Source organism: Ruegeria sp. YTSC003, assembly GCF_059609785.1.
On sequence record NZ_JBXWMK010000001.1, the window covers coordinates 699764 to 716649 of the forward strand.

At 58.0% G+C, this 16886-nt stretch carries 13 protein-coding genes and 1 tRNA gene; 6 read left to right on the forward strand and 8 right to left on the reverse strand.

Annotated elements, in window-relative coordinates; translation table 11 throughout:
• Positions 1 to 67 precede the first annotated feature (67 nt).
• The 4 genes from speA to speB all read left to right on the forward strand — a co-directional run bounded on the left by speA (position 68) and on the right by speB (position 5287).
• Positions 68 to 1957 carry a biosynthetic arginine decarboxylase gene (gene speA / locus AC2FFH_RS03470; RefSeq protein ID WP_496843753.1) on the forward strand — a complete coding sequence of 630 codons (1890 nt, stop codon included), beginning with the start codon at positions 68 to 70 and terminating at the stop codon, positions 1955 to 1957.
• A 22-nt stretch (positions 1958 to 1979) separates the two neighbouring features.
• A complete protein-coding gene (locus AC2FFH_RS03475; RefSeq protein ID WP_472722978.1) occupies positions 1980 to 3203 on the forward strand; it encodes a saccharopine dehydrogenase family protein in 1224 nt (407 codons plus the stop codon).
• A 75-nt stretch (positions 3204 to 3278) separates the two neighbouring features.
• Positions 3279 to 4448, forward strand: coding sequence for a carboxynorspermidine decarboxylase (gene nspC, locus AC2FFH_RS03480; RefSeq protein ID WP_496768877.1), 1170 nt, complete (start codon positions 3279 to 3281; stop codon positions 4446 to 4448).
• On the forward strand, positions 4445 to 5287 hold the full coding sequence (gene speB / locus AC2FFH_RS03485) for an agmatinase (protein ID WP_496768880.1): 843 nt from the start codon (positions 4445 to 4447) through the stop codon (positions 5285 to 5287). The genes nspC and speB overlap by 4 nt, the downstream gene beginning before the upstream one ends.
• Here the strand turns inward: speB and AC2FFH_RS03490 are convergent.
• Positions 5284 to 5874, reverse strand: a complete 591-nt coding sequence (locus AC2FFH_RS03490; RefSeq protein WP_496843754.1) for an HD domain-containing protein — start codon at positions 5872 to 5874, stop codon at positions 5284 to 5286. The two genes, speB and AC2FFH_RS03490, sit on opposite strands and share 4 nt — an antisense overlap.
• A gap of 100 nt (positions 5875 to 5974) precedes the next feature.
• Here AC2FFH_RS03490 and AC2FFH_RS03495 point away from each other — a divergent pair, with 100 nt between their 5' ends.
• Complete coding sequence (locus AC2FFH_RS03495) at positions 5975 to 6805, forward strand: LysR family transcriptional regulator (RefSeq protein WP_496843756.1); 831 nt, start codon at positions 5975 to 5977, stop codon at positions 6803 to 6805.
• Here AC2FFH_RS03495 and lptF read toward each other — a convergent pair.
• Both lptF and AC2FFH_RS03505 read right to left on the reverse strand, forming a co-directional pair.
• Positions 6802 to 7941: an LPS export ABC transporter permease LptF gene (gene lptF / locus AC2FFH_RS03500; RefSeq protein ID WP_496843757.1), complete on the reverse strand. Its 1140-nt coding sequence runs from the start codon at positions 7939 to 7941 to the stop codon at positions 6802 to 6804. The two genes, AC2FFH_RS03495 and lptF, sit on opposite strands and share 4 nt — an antisense overlap.
• Before the next feature lie 805 nt (positions 7942 to 8746).
• Positions 8747 to 8822: transfer RNA gene (locus AC2FFH_RS03505), tRNA-Trp, on the reverse strand.
• Between the two features lie 143 nt (positions 8823 to 8965).
• Between AC2FFH_RS03505 and AC2FFH_RS03510 the strand changes: the two genes are divergently transcribed.
• Entirely contained in the window at positions 8966 to 9673 is a 708-nt protein-coding gene (locus AC2FFH_RS03510; protein ID WP_496843758.1) for a lysophospholipid acyltransferase family protein, read from the forward strand.
• Here AC2FFH_RS03510 and AC2FFH_RS03515 read toward each other — a convergent pair.
• From AC2FFH_RS03515 to AC2FFH_RS03535, 5 genes are all read right to left on the reverse strand, one after another.
• Complete coding sequence (locus AC2FFH_RS03515; RefSeq protein ID WP_496725387.1) at positions 9670 to 9915, reverse strand: MoaD/ThiS family protein; 246 nt, start codon at positions 9913 to 9915, stop codon at positions 9670 to 9672. The two genes, AC2FFH_RS03510 and AC2FFH_RS03515, sit on opposite strands and share 4 nt — an antisense overlap.
• Entirely contained in the window at positions 9908 to 12163 is a 2256-nt protein-coding gene (locus AC2FFH_RS03520; protein WP_496768889.1) for a xanthine dehydrogenase family protein molybdopterin-binding subunit, read from the reverse strand. Before AC2FFH_RS03520 ends, AC2FFH_RS03515 begins: the two co-directional genes overlap by 8 nt.
• Positions 12163 to 12642, reverse strand: a complete 480-nt coding sequence (locus AC2FFH_RS03525; protein WP_058278395.1) for a (2Fe-2S)-binding protein — start codon at positions 12640 to 12642, stop codon at positions 12163 to 12165. Before AC2FFH_RS03525 ends, AC2FFH_RS03520 begins: the two co-directional genes overlap by 1 nt.
• Complete coding sequence (locus AC2FFH_RS03530; RefSeq protein WP_496768893.1) at positions 12639 to 13505, reverse strand: FAD binding domain-containing protein; 867 nt, start codon at positions 13503 to 13505, stop codon at positions 12639 to 12641. Before AC2FFH_RS03530 ends, AC2FFH_RS03525 begins: the two co-directional genes overlap by 4 nt.
• Positions 13506 to 13634: 129 nt before the next feature.
• On the reverse strand, positions 13635 to 16847 hold the full coding sequence (locus AC2FFH_RS03535; RefSeq protein WP_496843759.1) for a reductive dehalogenase: 3213 nt from the start codon (positions 16845 to 16847) through the stop codon (positions 13635 to 13637).
• Positions 16848 to 16886: the final 39 nt, after the last annotated feature.

Sequence of the window (16886 nt, forward strand, 5' to 3'; positions counted from 1 at the left end):
AAGAATCATATAGCTGCCGTATTGGCGGGCGCGAAACTGGCACCCTGACTTACAAGGACTGACTTGATTGAAACACACGCCCGACGCACCGCATTCCATCTACGGAGTTGAGAAATGGGGCAAAGGTCTCATTGAGGTGACGGAGCAGGGCGAAATCGGTCTGCGTAATCCCATGGCACCCGAGGCTGAAGCGATCAGCTTACCGGGTATTCTCAGTGATCTGGATGAACGTGGCATCAAGGCCCCGATGATCCTGCGCGTCAGTTCCTATCTGGAACACGAGATTGTCCACATTAACGAGAGCTTTCGCGATGCGATTGCGCGCACCGGCTACAAGGGCAGCTATCGCGGTGTCTTCCCGATCAAGGTGAACCAGCAGGCGCAAGTGGTCGACCGGATCGTCGAGTTCGGCAAGAAATACAACTACGGGCTCGAGGCCGGATCCAAACCCGAACTGGTGGTCGCGCTGGCGCACCGTCTCGCCCCCGAGGCGTTGATTGTCTGCAACGGCGTCAAAGATGCCGAATTCATTCAGTTGGCCATCCTCAGCCGCAAGATTGGGTTCAACACGGTCATTGTGTTGGAAAGCCCGAAAGAGGCTGACACGGTGATCCAGGTCTATAACGAACTGGGCATCGAACCCCTGATCGGTGTGCGGGTCAAACTGACCAACCAGATCAGCGGTAAGTGGGAGGAAAGTTCGGGCGACCGGTCCGCCTTTGGTATGAACACCGATCAGCTGGTCGCCACGGTGGATAAGCTGAAAGCGGCGGGCCTGCTGCATTGCCTAAAACTACAGCACTCACACCTTGGTTCGCAGGTGCAGGACGTCAACGATGTGCGCCGCGCGGTGGGCGAAGCCTGCCGGTATTACACCGAACTGACGCGCGAAAGCGTGCCGCTCACCCATCTGGACCTCGGCGGCGGTATGGGCGTGGATTACACAGGTGAGAAGAAGGCCGCCGAGAACTCGATCAACTACACGGTCGAGGAGTACTGCGCCAATGTTGTCGAGACCGTCGCCTACGCGATGGATGAGGCAGAAGTGAACCACCCTACGTTGGTTACCGAAAGCGGCCGCGCCGTGGTGGCGACATCGTCGATGCTGGTGTTCAACGTGCTGGAAAGCACGCTTTACGATGCGCCCAACGGCCCAGAGGTCGAAGCGGACGATCACCATCTGGTCTCAGATCTTGCGGCGATCAACGGCTATCTCAGCAGCGACCGACTGCAGGAATGCTGGAACGACGCGAATTTCTACCGCAACGAACTGCGCGCGCTGTTCCGCCGCGGCTATGTGGACCTGCGCCAGATGGCCCGCGCCGAACGGATCTATCTGTCGCTGATGGCCCGTCTCAAGGCACTGGCCGCAAGCGACGATCTGGACACGGATGTCGATGATCAGCTTGAGAAAGTGGCCGATATCTATCACTGCAACTTCTCGCTGTTCCAGTCGCTGCCTGATGTCTGGGCGATCGACCAGTTACACCCAATTGTGCCCCTGCAGGGCCTGAACCAAACGCCTGATCGTCGCGCGGTTCTCTCCGATATCACTTGCGACAGCGACGGGAAGATTGACCAGTTCATCCTGGCCGACGGTGTCTCGCCCAGCCTGCCTGTGCACTCCCTGCCCGAAGATCGGGAATACCTCATGGGTGTTTTCTTTGTCGGGGCCTATCAGGAAACACTGGGCGATTTGCACAACCTGTTCGGCGACACGAACGTCGTTACCATCGACCTGCGCGCGGACGGCGGCTTTGACCTGCTGCACGAGCAAGAGGGCGACACGATCAGCCAGGTTCTGTCGTATGTCGAGTTCGACCCCAACGATTGTGTCGCCGCGTTCCGCAAAATGGTGGACGAGGCGATCTCGACCGGTACTCTGATGGCCAAGGACCGCAAAACCCTGATGAGCGCCTATCGCGACTCCATCAACGGCTACACCTATTACGAATAACTCCAGAGAGGAGATGACCCCCATGGGAACTTTGAGTGGCAAAACACTGGTTGTCGGCGCAGGCGGCGTATCGCACGCGGCCGTGCACAAGATGGCAATGAATTCGGATATCTTTACCGAAATCACATTAGCCAGCCGCACGAAATCGAAATGCGACGCCATCGCCAAGGCAGTGAAAGATCGCGTGGGCGTTGACATCGCCACGGCGGAGCTGGACGCCTATAAGGTCGAAGATACCGTCAAGTTGATCAAGGAAACCGGGGCCGAACTGCTGGTGAACCTCGCCCTGCCCTATCAGGATCTGGTGCTGATGGATGCGTGTCTTGAGGCGGGCATTCATTATCTCGACACTGCGAACTATGAACCCGAAGATGTGGCCAAGTTCGAATACCACTGGCAATGGGCTTATCAGGACCGGTTCAAAGAGGCAGGCCTGACCGCCATCCTCGGCTCGGGCTTCGATCCGGGTGTAACCAGCGTGTTCGCCAAATGGCTGAAGAAACACAAGCTGGACACCATTCGCCAGATCGACGTTCTGGATGCCAATGGCGGCTCGAACGATCAGGAATTCGCCACCAACTTCAACCCGGAAATCAACCTGCGCGAAGTGCTGGCCGAAGTGCGCCACTGGGAAAACGGCGCATGGCATACCAGCCCGGCGATGACCACAAAGGTCGAATACGATTTCCCCGCCATCGGCCAAAAAAACATGTACCAGATGTATCACGAGGAATTGGAGTCGCTTACGACCCACTTCCCCGAGATTGAGCGTGCCCGCTTCTGGATGACATTCGGCGACGCCTACATCACCCACGCCAAGGTGCTGGAAAATGTCGGCATGACTCGCATCGACCCGGTGATGCATGACGGCAAGGAAATCATCCCGATCCAGTTCCTGAAAACTCTGCTGCCCGATCCCGGCGATCTGGGTGCCGAAACTAAAGGCAAAGCCTGCATCGGTGACATCGCCACGGGTCAGGCCAAGGACGGCTCGGGCGAGAAGACCTATTACATCTACAACATCTGCGACCACGAAGAATGCTACGCAGAAGTCGGCAGCCAAGCCGTCAGCTACACCACGGGCGTCCCCGCCATGATCGGTGCGGCGCAGGTGCTGAAAGGCAACTGGTCCGAGCCCGGCGTATGGAACATGGAACAGCTGGATCCGGACAACTTCATGGACATGCTGAACGAGCACGGTCTGCCGTGGCAGGTCCACGAACTCGACGGTCCGGTCGAGTTCTAACTTCATCTTTTCCAAAATATTCCGGGGGTCCGGGGGCAGAGCCTCCGGCCTCTCCACAATTCGGAGGCGCCGGACATGTCCGACATGATGACCACACAGGCCGGAGACGCAGGAGCCTTTCGCAGCTTTGACCTGAGCCGCGTGCCAAGCCCCTGCTTCGTGGTTGATGAAAAGGCCGTCGAGCGGAACCTGACCATTCTCTCCGACATTGGAACCCGATCCGGCGCACATGTGCTGAGCGCGCTCAAGGCATTCTCGATGTTCTCGCTTGCCCCGCTTGTTCGCCTACATCTCGGCGGCACATGCGCGTCCGGCATTTTCGAAGCACGGCTGGGTCGCGAAGAATATGGTGGCGAGGTCGCGACCTTCTGCGCCGGCTACAAGGACGCAGACATCGATGAAATTCTGTCGTTGTCCGATCACATCATATTCAACTCACCAGCGCAAAAAGACCGGTTTCTTGCCAAAGCTCGGAACGCTGGCGTTCAGGTTGGTCTGCGCATCAACCCGGAACATTCCGAAGGTGAGATCCCCAAATATGACCCCTGTGCGCCCTGCTCTCGCCTTGGCACCCCAATCAGTCAGTTGACGACCGACGAATTGACCGGGGTTGATGGCCTGCACATGCACACGCTCTGCGAACAAGGGTTCGCGCCATTGCAGCGCACTTGGCAGGCGGTCCTGCCAAAACTCAAGCCCTTCCTCGGCCAACTCAAATGGCTGAACTTTGGCGGCGGTCATCATATCACGCGCGACGACTATGACCGCGACGGGCTGGTGGCTTTCATCCGGGACATCCGCGAGAAATACGGCATCGATGTCTATCTCGAACCCGGTGAGGCGGTCGCGTTGGACGCAGGTATCTTGGTCGGCGAAATTCTCGACCTGCCCACCAATGGCATGAACCTTGCAATCACCGATATCTCGGCCACATGCCACATGCCTGACGTGATCGAAGCCCCCTATCGCCCCGCCCTAATGGATGAGGCCGAAGCAGGCCATACTTACCGTCTGGGCGGCCCCTCCTGTCTGGCCGGTGATGTGATCGGGGATTACACATGGGATCAGTCACTGGAAATCGGCCAACGCTTTGCCTTCCTGGATCAGGCCCACTATTCGATGGTCAAGACCAACACATTCAATGGCGTACCGCTGCCTACCATCGCGCTGTGGAACAGTGAAACGGACGAGCTGAAGATCATCAAGCAGTTCGGCTATGACGACTTTAAGGACAGACTTTCATGAGCATTTTCCTCGACAGTGAACTGACCGAAGCCGAGCGGACTGAAGATGCCCGCTTTCGCGTGATCCCTGTGCCGCTGGAGCGCACGGTCTCTTACGGCTCGGGCACGGCCAAAGGGCCTGATGCCATCATCGAGGCCAGCAATGAGCTGGAACGCATTACCGGACATGCTGAACCATGCGTCGAGGGGATCTTCACCGAAGAACCAGTGGATTGCGATGCTTCGCTTGCTGAGATCATGAACCGCCTTTCCCAGCGCACCGAAGCCGCTGTTCGCGCGGGCAAGGTTCCGGTGACTTTGGGCGGAGAGCATTCCCTCAGTTACGGTGCCGTCATGGGAGTGGCGCGCGCATTAGGTCAACCAATCGGCATCGTTCAGATCGACGCCCATGCTGACCTGCGCAACGCCTATCAGGGGGAAAAACACAGCCATGCCTCAGTCATGCATCTGCTGGCCGAGGAAGGCGTTCGATTGGCTCAGTTCGGCGTCCGTGCCTTTTCGACTGAAGAGGCGCAGAGCCGCCTGAAAAACCACATCTTCCACGTGGATGCAGAAGATCTGGTCACAGGCAATATCCATGCCGTCGACCTGCCAGAGGATTTCCCCGAGCTGGTCTATGTCAGTTTCGATGTCGACGGGCTGGACCCGGCAATCATGCCCGCCACCGGAACTCCGGTGCCGGGTGGCCTTGGATATTATCAGGCGCTACGGCTGGTAGAACACACCCTGAAAGGCCGCAAATGCGTAGGCTTCGACGTGGTCGAACTGGCCCCGAACGGCAATGCCGCCTGGGACTTCACCGCCGCGCAGATCGTTTATCGCCTGATGGCTGCCTGTTAACCCTCGGACGTTTCGTTCAGTTCCATATGGCCCTCGCCCTTGTTCAGGACGCGGCGCAGCATGGGTTCAAAGAACTCCAGCGGTTTGGTCTGGTAGTCCGGATCAAACGCCTTCTGATCGTATTCATGGCAGAAGTAACGGCAGTCCTCCCAATGGGGGCTGTCGCGGTACTTGTCGCGGGCGTTGCGATCACCGCCCAGGTGGTGATTGTAGTAATAGCCTTGGAACACGCAGTGGTGTTTTAATATCCAGTGGGTTTTTTCGCTGACATAAGGTTTCATCATCGCTGCCGACAGCTCACCGTGGTTATATGGTGACAGAATATCTCCGGTGTCATGAATCAGTGCCGCGACCACCAGTTCTTCATCTGCACCATCCTCATAGGCACGTGTCGCGGCCTGAAGGCTGTGCTGGTAACGGTTGACCGGATATGGCGTCCACGCCTCGTCCAGGGAACGGATCGCGTCCAGAATTCGGTCAGGAAGGGCAGCGTTGAACGCCTCTTCATACTCCATGACAGCGTCCCAATCGGCTTTGGTCGCCTCTTCAAAACTGGTCCAGGTAGGTTTGTGGCTTTTGTCCAGCATGATGTTTCCTCTGGCTGATCTGCTAAAGCCAGCATATCCGAAGACAGCAGCTGAAAAAAATGAATTGATTTTATCACTTCGATCAAAAAATACTTTCAAAATGCAAATCAAAGCCCTTGAGACATTTCTGTGCGTTGCAGACACCGGTGGCTTCCATGCCGCTGCACGACACCTCAACATCACACAGACAGCGGTCAGCGCCCGTGTCAAACTGATCGAAGAGGAAACCGGAAAGCCCTTGTTCACTCGGGGCGCAGGCGGCACCAACCTGACGGAATTCGGACGGCAGTTTCGACCTTATGCCGAGCAGATGTTATCGTTGTGGTCCTTCGCCTCGCGCGATCTGCCGGGCCAGACACCGCACCGGATTGCCCTGCGCCTTGGTGCACAGCTCAGCGTTTGGGATCCATTGCTGGTCGATCTGGCCGTTCGTTACGAACAGCGCCATGGCCAGCTGTTGCTAACCCTGAACTACGATCATGACCTCAACATGGTCGAGGCCGTGGCGACGCATGTATTGGATGCGGCACTGACCCACGAAAAACCATCTGATCGGCGCGTTCTATATCACGAACTGGCGCCTGAACGTTTGTTGTTGGTCGAAACCCCCAACGCCGACAAAGACCCGGTTTTCGTCAATCTCGAATTGGGCGAAATCTATCAGGACCACGTGCGTTCAGCAGCGCGCAAAGCGGCAGGTCAGACACTTTTTTTGGGCAATTGCATGATGGGTCTGCGCTATGTTTTACGGCGCGGCGGTACGGGTTACTTTCCCGAATATGTAATTCGAGATCAGTTGAGCGACGGCACTTTGGTATCAGTTGCCGAAGCGATGGATCTGATGTTGCCGCTTTACTTGGTGGCCAGACGGGATAGCGAGGCGTTTGACGACGTGGTGGGTTGCCTGACTGAACTGCGCGCGGCGAATTAAGCCTGCGACAAGGTTCCATTCGCCCCCCGCGATCGGGTGCGCAGCAATGGTCGCCCGGCGATCAACAGGAACACGCACGAAATAAGGACGCCGATAATCGCCGGCAGGTATAGCAATATCCACAGGTTCGGATCATCGATCACAACCGGCGCCACAAAGCCCCGGACACCCTCTAACAGGACTAGAATGGTGAACGCGCCGAAAATCTGCGGCCACAGTCCAAAGCGCGAAAAACTGCCCAGCATCAAGGTTGAAAACCCAGCCATTGCCACCGCGATACAAATGGCGATCCATGAAAAGCGCTGATGCAGCTCTTCGATCAATTCCCCTTCGGAAAACAGCTCGGTCGCCAGAATTCTATCCCGGCCTTGCAACAATTCGAGCGTTGGGATCGCCTCAAGACTACGCATAGCGCCGGTGTCGGAATTTGTCAGTTCCGAGATGTCATAAGAAGCATCCGCAAAAAGCGTCGAAGACAGCGTTCTGCCTTCTGGATTCAGGCGCAATGCAATCCCGTCCACCATCACCAGGTGAATGCCGGTGCCATTGTTGACCAGATAAGCCGTCTTGCTGGAATAGCTTACCGGGTCCTCTTCATTCCGACGATCCGATACGAAAACCTCGGACAGCGTGCCATCCAAATCAATTTTCCCAATGTAGACCGTAACGCCTTGCGCGGGGTGCAGAAATTCACCCTCATTTAAAAGCTGGGCAGTGACGTCTCCGGCAACCTCGGCCTGGCGCTGCTCTAGCTGCTCCACCGATGCAGGGCGCAGAAAGACACTGATCGCGGCCATCATCAGACCGGTCAGGATGCCAAATACGAACACTGCGCGCGCCAATCTCCAGGGGCTAGTCCCTGTGGCCAGCATCACCGTCATCTCGCTTTCACGGCTCAGGCGGTTGGTGGCATAGACGGCTGCAGCAAACACCGCCATCGGCATCACGGTGCGGATAAGGGTCGGCAACGTCAGTGCGGTGAATTCCAGAAACACCATCGCGGGTTGGCCGCCACTGATCACCCGATCAAACAGGCTGACGGAACGGGTAATCCAGAACACACCCACCAGAACCAAGGTGAAAAAGCCGAACAGAATCAGCAGCTGCCGCAGGAAGTAACCATCAAAACGCGACATGAACCCTCTTCCGCCTGTCTATTGTGGGCTGGACCATAGGCCATTCCAAAGGTGTAGGAAACCGGATTGATCGAATTGCGCGGCACCTGGCTAAACCAATGTTAATCCCATCCAAATCCCAGGCTCAACACAGCCGCCAATCTGAGTGGAATGAACAACCGAGCACGCGATGGAGGAGAATATGATGGCCCACGCAGACTTCATCACCGAAATGGGCGTCTTTTGAAGCCTCGTACAATCGCATGCGGCGTGAAGCCGGTTGGTTGTAGAAAATGGATCGGTCAGATTCAGCCGCCTTTAGAAGCCAACGGGTCTCAAAATTCCCGTATGCAACACTGGCAGAAATTTCTACGCCACATATTTGCCATATTTCCTTTCAGTTGATACGGTCGCAAAAAAGGCGAATGCCGGTGGCCAAAATAGAGCAGCAGTCAAAATATTCTAAGAGCGTCGCAGCGCTCACCGTGCCAGAGTCCTTAAAGGGCAAACGCGGAGGGCTGTTCTATTTGCTTCACGAGATAGAGAGGTCTCGGCTTATGAAGCTGCACGGGCCTAACTTCGAAGACTTCATCTCAAAGTCACCTGCGGGCCGGGACTCAAACAACGGTCGGTTGGTCAGTATGCTCCCCGTCGACGAATTCAAATTTTTCTAGCAATCAATGCCGTGCTGCGGCGTTGTTCAAAAAGTTAGGAATCGCGCCTTGCGTCCGGGTCCCTGCAGACTCAGATAGCACGCCAAGTTATTGCAGGATACCTAGCTTGGTTTCGTTCTTTACGATGAAACGGCCGCAGATCAATGAGGAAATGGCAGGGGCAGCAGGGTTCGAACCCGCGACCTACGGTTTTGGAGACCGTCGCTCTACCAACTGAGCTATACCCCTAAGGTGCGCATCAAATATGCCAGCCGCGCAGCGGACTCAAGAGGCTTTTTCAAATTCCGCGCGACTAATGCACCCGACAAACAAGTTGCGTGCAGCGTTTAGTTCTATAAGACACGGTTTGGTCAGTACGAGGGACCCAATCCGTGAGTATCCGCAAAAAGATCGCCGACAGCGAAGCCGTTTTGAACTGGGCCGCGCGCCGCATCGCAAGTTATATCCGGATGGTCAATCGCAACACCAAATGGCAGCGCATCGGATACGAAGAACTGGACCAACTGGCCGAACAAGGTGAGCCGGTGATCGTGGTGCTGTGGCACCAAAGGCTGGCGCAGTCGCCGTATTTCTTCCCGCTGGACAAAGGGCGCATCTGTTCAATCACTTCGTCTGCGCGGGCCGGCAGCATGGTAGGTCGGGTACAGAAACTATTCGGCATGGACACCATCGCCATGGCCAGCAAACACAAGAGCAACGTCGCCGTTTCGCGAGAAGTGATCGGCAAGATAAAACAAGGGGTTTCCATCGGCATCGCAGCTGACGGGCCACGTGGACCCGAGCGTGTGCTTTCCACGGTGCCATTGGTTTGGGCGCGCACGTCTGGCAAACGAATCTTCGGGATCACCTTTTCTGCACAATATGGCAGCGAAGCGGGTACATGGGATCGTCTGCTGATGCCCCGCCCCTGGCGGAACACGGGAGTCTTTCTATGCCGCGAGTGGACTGAGACCGTGCCGCGCAAAGCATCAGAAGAGCAAATCGAAGAGCTGCGCCAAAGCCTTGAGCAGCATATGAACAATATCACTGCCGAGGCCGACCGCATGGTCGGGCGCGAACCGTGGTCGCCAGAGGCCTAACCGCCCCTTAACCGCTGCATCAGGTAAACTTCGCTGCCTTCAGGGATTGGCTCGGTCAGCCCTGTGGCGATAACGCGGCCATCAATTGCGATAGACACCCCGGCATCAATAGGACCTTGAAGCTGTGGATGGGCCAGCACCAATGCGCGTAACAGTTCTCCGGTCGTCTTGGCTTCAACCTCGACGACCTGCTGGCCCCCGGTCAATGACCGGAGGCCGGACCAGAGATGAACCTCAACCATCGTCCTTGAGCGCGGCCAGAATACGCGGCGGCGACATCGGCAACTGACGCATGCGCACGCCAGCCGCATGGGACACGGCGTTGGCAATGGCGGCCAGAGGCGGCACGATGCCGGTCTCGCCGACGCCTCGCACACCGAAGGGGTGACCGGGGTTGGGCACTTCGACAATCACCGTGTCGATCATCGGCAGGTCACTGGCGACGGGGATGCGATAGTCGAGGAAGATCGAGTTCTGCAGGCGACCGTCATCGCCGTAGATATACTCTTCGTTCAGCGCCCAGCCGATGCCTTGCGCGGCACCGCCCTGATACTGGCCTTCCACATATGTCGGGTGAATCGCCTTCCCGGCATCCTGGATGACAGTGTAGCGGGTGATCGAGGTCTTGCCGGTTTCCGGATCAACCTCGGCATCAACGATATGAGTGCCAAACGACACACCTGCGCCTTCCGGGGTCGCCTCAAAGTGGCCTGAGATCGGACCGCCGGTCGAACCCATATGGGCCGTGATATCGGCCAGTGGCCGCGGATCGAAATCACCGGCATTGGGGCCCGAGGGCACCGCACAGCCGTTTTCCCATTTGACTGCGTCCGTCGGAATTCCCCAGCTGGCCGCCGCACGTTCGCACAGTTTTTCGACTGCGTGTTTGGCTGCTTTGATGGTCGCCAGACCGGAGGCGTACGTCACGCGAGAGCCGTGGCTGACGTCGTTGTACCCAAGCGTCGCTGTATCGGCGATGGTCACCCGGATGTTTTCGTAGGGAATGCCCAGCACCTCAGCCGCCATCAGCGCCATTGAAGCGCGCGAGCCGCCGATGTCCGGCGTACCGACCATCAACTGGGCCGAACCGTCCTCAGACAGAGATAGCGAGACCGAAGTTTCACCACCGTGGTTAAACCAGAACCCGCAAGAGATGCCGCGCCCCTGCCCTGGCTTCAGCGGGGCTGAGTAATGCGGATGCGCCTTGGCGGCTTCCAACGTCTCAACCAGACCGATGCGCTCATAACGCGGGCCGTAGCTGGCCTTTGTGCCTTCATACGCCGCATTTTTCAGGCGTACATCGACAGGATCAAGGTCCAGCTTTTTGCACAGCTCATCAATCACCGACTCAACGGCAAATGCCCCCATTGGTGCACCGGGTGCACGGTAGGCTGCCTGTTTCGGTCGGTTGGCCATAACGTCATAGCCAACCTGTTTGACGTTGGTCAGATTGTAAGGCGCAAAGGCACACATGGCGGTCATATCGCCCGGCGCGCCCGGAAACGCGCCACCTTGCAGGCGGAACACGCCCTGCGCGGCCGAGATGGTACCGTCCTTCTTCATGCCGATCTTGATGTCCATCGACGCCGAGGCCGTCGGGCCAGTTGCCCGGAACACTTCGGACCGGGTCATCACGAGTTTGACCGGGCGGTTGGCCTTTCGGCTTAGCGCCAGTGCAACGGGTTCAATGAACACAGTCGTCTTGCCACCAAAGCCGCCGCCAATTTCGGACGCTGTTACGCGCAGCTGTGCGGTCTCAATCCCCAACAGCGCCGCACAGGTTTTCTGCGCGATCCAGTGGCCCTGGGTCGTGCACCACAGCTCACCCTTGCCATCATTGCCCAACATACCCAAACAGGCGTGCGGCTCGATGTAACCCTGATGGGTCGCCTCAGTGACAAAGCTGTCTTCGATGACCAGATCGGCCTCGGCAAAGCCAGCCTCGACATCACCGTGTCCGCTTTCGTGGTACCGCACGACGTTTGGATGCATTCCTTCAGGAACTGAATAGTCCGCGGCACCTTCGCGAATGACCGGAGCATCCGAGGCCATCGCCTTGTCCACATCGGTGACGTGGGGCAACACCTCGTATTCGACCTCGATCAGCTTGAGCGCATCGCGCGCTGCCAGCGCCGACGTGGCCGCAATGGCCGCTACAGCGTGGCCGTCATACAGTGCCTTTTCGCCTGCCATGACGTTTTCCAGAACATTCCAGAATTCGCCTTCCAGACCCGGTTTGAACGGGACGTCGGCAAAGTCCGCACGAGTCACGACGGCTTTGACGTCCTTATGCGCCTGGGCCTTCGAAGCGTCGATTTTCACGATCCGCGCATGGGCATGGGGCGAGCGCAGGATCGCGCCGTGTAGCATGCCGGGTGCCGAGATATCTGCCCCGAACTTCGCGCGGCCCGTAACCTTGTCCAATCCGTCGGGACGGTTCGGTCGGGTGCCAACGAAAGTAAATTCCGATTTGCGATCGTCCAGTGCCATTACGAAGCCTCCCGCAGCTCTTCCGCCGTTTCCATGACGGCACGAATGATTTTGTCATAACCGGTGCAGCGGCACAGGTTCCCTGCCAGCCAGTACCGGGTTTCTTCTTCTGTCGGGTTGGGGTTCTTTTCCAACAGAGACTTGGCCGCGACCAAAATGCCCGGTGTGCAGATGCCGCACTGAAGCGCGGCGTGTTCGATAAACTTCTGCTGCAGCGGGTGCAGAACGTCGCCATCCGCGATGCCCTCGACCGTTTCGATCTGCTTGCCATCGGCCTCTACCCCCAGCATCAGGCAGGAACAGACCAGGCGCCCGTCGACCGAGACGGAACACGCGCCGCAGTCACCAGTACCACAGCCTTCTTTCGCGCCGGTCAGGTTCAGCTTGTCGCGCAGACAGTCCAGCAGGGTTTCGCGCGGGTCGCAGAGGTATTCAACCGAGTCGCCGTTTACAGTGGTGGATACGTGGAACTTGCTCATGCTTGTTCTCCCTTCGCACGGGCATAGGCGATTTTCGCGGCGCGCGTGGCAAGAACGCCAGCGACCTCGGTGCGGAACGCGATGGTGCCGCGCTTGTCGTCAATCGGGTTGCACGCAGCGGATGCCGCAGCAGCCAGCGCATCAAGCGCGGCATCGTTCAACGTACTGCCGATGATGGCCTTCGCGCAGTCTTCAACCAGTAGAACGGTCGGGGCGACAGCACCCAGCGACACGCGGGCTTCGGTAACAGTGTCGCCGTCCAAACGCAGGTTCACCCCTACGCCGACAACAGCAATATCCATCTCGGTGCGTGGTATGAACCGCAGATAGGCGTCGCCGCCGTCCTCACCTCGTGCAGGGATATGGACAGCCGAGACAAGCTCACCCTTGGCCAGCGATGTCTTGCCAGGGCCGGTCGGGATATCTTCGACAGCAACTTCGCGATCGCCACCCGGGCCTGTCACGGTAACGGTCACTCCGGCGGCGACCATAGCAGGCACGGAATCCGCCGCAGGAGAGCCATTGCAAAGGTTCCCGGTCAGCGTTGCGCGCCCCTGCACTTGGGTTGATCCGATCAGGTCCATCGCCTCGACCACACCGGGCCAATCCCGGCCCAGTTCGGGGTGCTCGCTCATTTCTGCACCGGTGGCAGCGACTCCCAGCGTCCAGCTGCCATCTGCATTGCTGTTGATGTCGCTCACGCCATCAATCTTTTTGATGTCGATCAGCGTGTCGGGTGTCACCAGTTCCGAGCGCAGCTGCACCAGTACATCGGTGCCTCCTGCAAGAAACCGGGTAATGCCCGTCGCATTCGCGGCCAGAGCCGACGCCTCGGCAAAGCTGGCGGGGCTGTGATAATCCATGAAAATACCTCGCACCTGTTGATCAGGATTCACTGGGGTTCGCAGGGGACGTTAGTGCAGCTACCCCACGGCGTCCATGGCTGGAACGACCAATTTTTGTGTTTATCGAAGTCGTTTTCAGACCTCAGATCAGAGGTCGAGTTCGATCACACCGTCAGGTTCAGCCGCACGGCTTTGACACAAGATGATCGCGCCCTCGCGCTGTTTGTTGGACAGAACGAAATCACGATGCTCAATATCGCCGGAAACCACTCCGCATTTGCAGACGCCACATATACCGTCGGCGCATTTAACATCCACGTGAATACCCGCCTCGTTCAATACCTGAGCGGCATCTTTGCCTTCGGGGACGGTCAGTTCCCTGCCCGATTTTGCCAGCTTCAACGTGAAGGGATGGTTTTCATACTCCGGCTGTTCCGGAACTGAGAAATACTCCAGGTGCCGCGCCTCTTCGGGAAATCCCTGACTGTCGGCCGCTTGTATGACACCGTCCATGTAGCGATCCGGTCCGCAGGTATAGACGTGCCACCCTTCCTGATACCCCGACAAGACGGCATCCAGATCGGCGCGTGTTCCTTCATCTGAGAAATGAAAATGCACATGGTCGGCCCAGGGCATCGCCGCCAGATCGTCCAGGTACCCAGCCCCAGCGCGGGTGCTGGCGGAATAGTGTAACGCGAACGGCTTGCCCAAGCTGTGCAACCGATGAGCAAATGCAATCATCGGGGTGATGCCGATCCCGCCGCCCATCAAAAAAGTCTTTGTTGCGCTCTCATCCAGTTCGAAATGGTTGATCGGATTCGAGATAAAGACCTTGCGCCCTTCGCTGAAGATTCGATGCAACAGGGCCGAACCGCCGCGTCCTTCATCCTCGCGCAGAACGCCGATCTGATAGACTGACCCGTCCGATGGGTCCCCCGACATTGAGTACTGGCGCAGAAACTCAGGCGCGACCAGCACATCCAGATGCGCCCCGGCGGTCCAATCCGGTAAAGGCGCACCATTCAGGGCCGAGAATTCATACTTGGTCACATCCGCCGTCATCTTGTCGACCTTGGTCAGCGCAACCCGCATCACCGGCGCATCGCCCGCGATCGAGTAACGATGCACGATCGACGTATCCCCTTCTGCCTTGCGGTTTTTGTATTCTTCGGCTGACACCATCGCCTGATAGGCCGCAATCCCGGCCTCGCGGTCCATCGCAAAGGGATATGGCCACGGATGGGGGGCCAGATAGGCGGGATAGACGGCTAATGTCTGATCGTCGTACTTCAGGTCCAGATCTGTCTGCAGGTCACGCCGGTTCAGCGGGTGTTTCGTCGGACGATAGGCTCCGTCCGTTTGCAATTCGATATCCCACCACCATTTCTTGGTGTCGTTCAATCCGCCATTACCCACGGCATCGTCCAGTTTCGCCAATGCCGGCGCGGCTTTCGGGATGTTTATCGCGGCCCAGCGGAACGGGCGTTCCTTGAAGATACCCTCAAGGTTCCACGGGCACGTCTTCATGCAACGCCCGCACATCGCTCCGCCGGGCGTGGTCACGCGATAGGTCGCACATTTCTGACTGTCGGATTTCCAGATCTCATAGCCGTTGAACATGAGTTTTGGCCCTGCGGTGATTGCCCCTGAAGGGCATTCGCGCGCGCATTTGTTGCAGCTTTCGCAGAAAGTCTGCAGGCCAAAATCAATCGGTTTGTCGTGCTCTATCGGCATGTCGGTCGTCACCGCGCCAGACTTGAGCCGGGGCCCGAGATAGGGGTTCAGGATGACCTCACCAATCCGGCTGACCTCGCCCAATCCGGACAGAAGCAAAAGCGGCGGCTGAAGCACCTCGCCATCCATGACCGTATGCGCCTTGGCTTTGTAACCCAGGTTGCGGATCTGCTGCGCGATTACACCGCCCAACAGCGAAAACCGCAGATAGGCGCGCATCGACTGGGCAACTGCGATCCAGTCGTCGCCACTGGACCCCTCCATGGTTTCATAGCCTTGATCGATGATCACGCTGATGGCTTGATCATGGGGCGGGTTGATCTCTTCTCCGGTCGCGTCGTGAGAGTACCACGCCCATTCCGGGCAACGGCTGAGGCCCACGGCATCGCCTCCAATGAAATAGGTCGCGGCCTTGATATTCGCGGCATTTCGGGCGGCATCGGTCGGGCGCGAGCCATCTGCGCTGTCGCCATCCTGCAATAGCACAAATGCGCCCAGTGAACGGCGCTGGGCGAAACTGGGGGCGGCCTTGCGCACATAATGCCCCCCCCTGGCTGCATCCTGCAGCGGTTTGCCCATATCCCCGAATTGTGCGCGGGCAAACATGTCGGCGCGTTTGGGAACGCGGGCCACGTTTTCTTCGTCGATGTAGGTCGTCGGGTCCTCGATGCGCTTAAGTTTCTCGAACGGATGCGCCCCGTCCACGTAGCGTCGTTTGGCGTAAGCATCCCGGTTCAGCGCGTTCTTGGCGAACCCCGTTCCCAGCCACCACGCCGGACCCTGAGTGCGAAACCACGGTTGCTGCGCCAAGGATTGCAGCGGTCGATCATGCGCAATCTCCATCTCGGTTGTAACAGCTGCCAGGCCAAACCGCGTACCTAGCCACGGCACGACAACATCGCCATCCTCGACCGAGGCCAAACCAGCCGCCACCGCCAGTTTTCCAAGATCAACCTCAGAGGACATCGCGGTATGCGCCCGCGCATCGAACCCCAACAACCGGATGTAATTGGCAATCACCACCGCATTTTCGGTCGCCAGCAAACAGGAACGGTGGTCCTGCGCATCCATGATCCATTCAGAGCCGGGCTCATCCGGGTTCGGATCACGGTTGTGTTCATAGACAAAGACGATGGCGTGGCGGTGGGTGTCCATCGGCTTGGGGGCCGCCTCCATACTTTCCTTAAGGTCGGCCATAATGACATCAATACCCGACGCCAGCGTCTTGGTCTGCCGGGTCTTCAGCGCATGGGCCAGTCGATCTAGGTCGGGGTTACGACGCGGCTGGGGCAGCATCGCCTCGGCAGGCAAAGGCCCGCACCCCATCATCGACGCGTCATTGAAATAGCCAAAGGCCTTCAGGTGATGCGCCCGCGCGCTCGGATCAGCCGGGATTTCAGAGGGCACAGCATTCACGAACCCATCACGAATAGCGTCCATCATCGCCTGAAACTCACCCATTGCGTTGACGATGCTTTCAGGCTGATCCGGCCGGTGAAAACTGAGTACGGGCATCGGCGGCACGGCAGACAGGTCCGGCACAACGCTCTGACGTGCCAGCCGCTCTGACGGATAAGGCCCCATGTGGACCGGCCGGTTCTTGTCCGAGAAAAAGCGGATCCCCATCGTGCGCCTCCTGATTTCTAGGTCTCACCTAATGCGGCG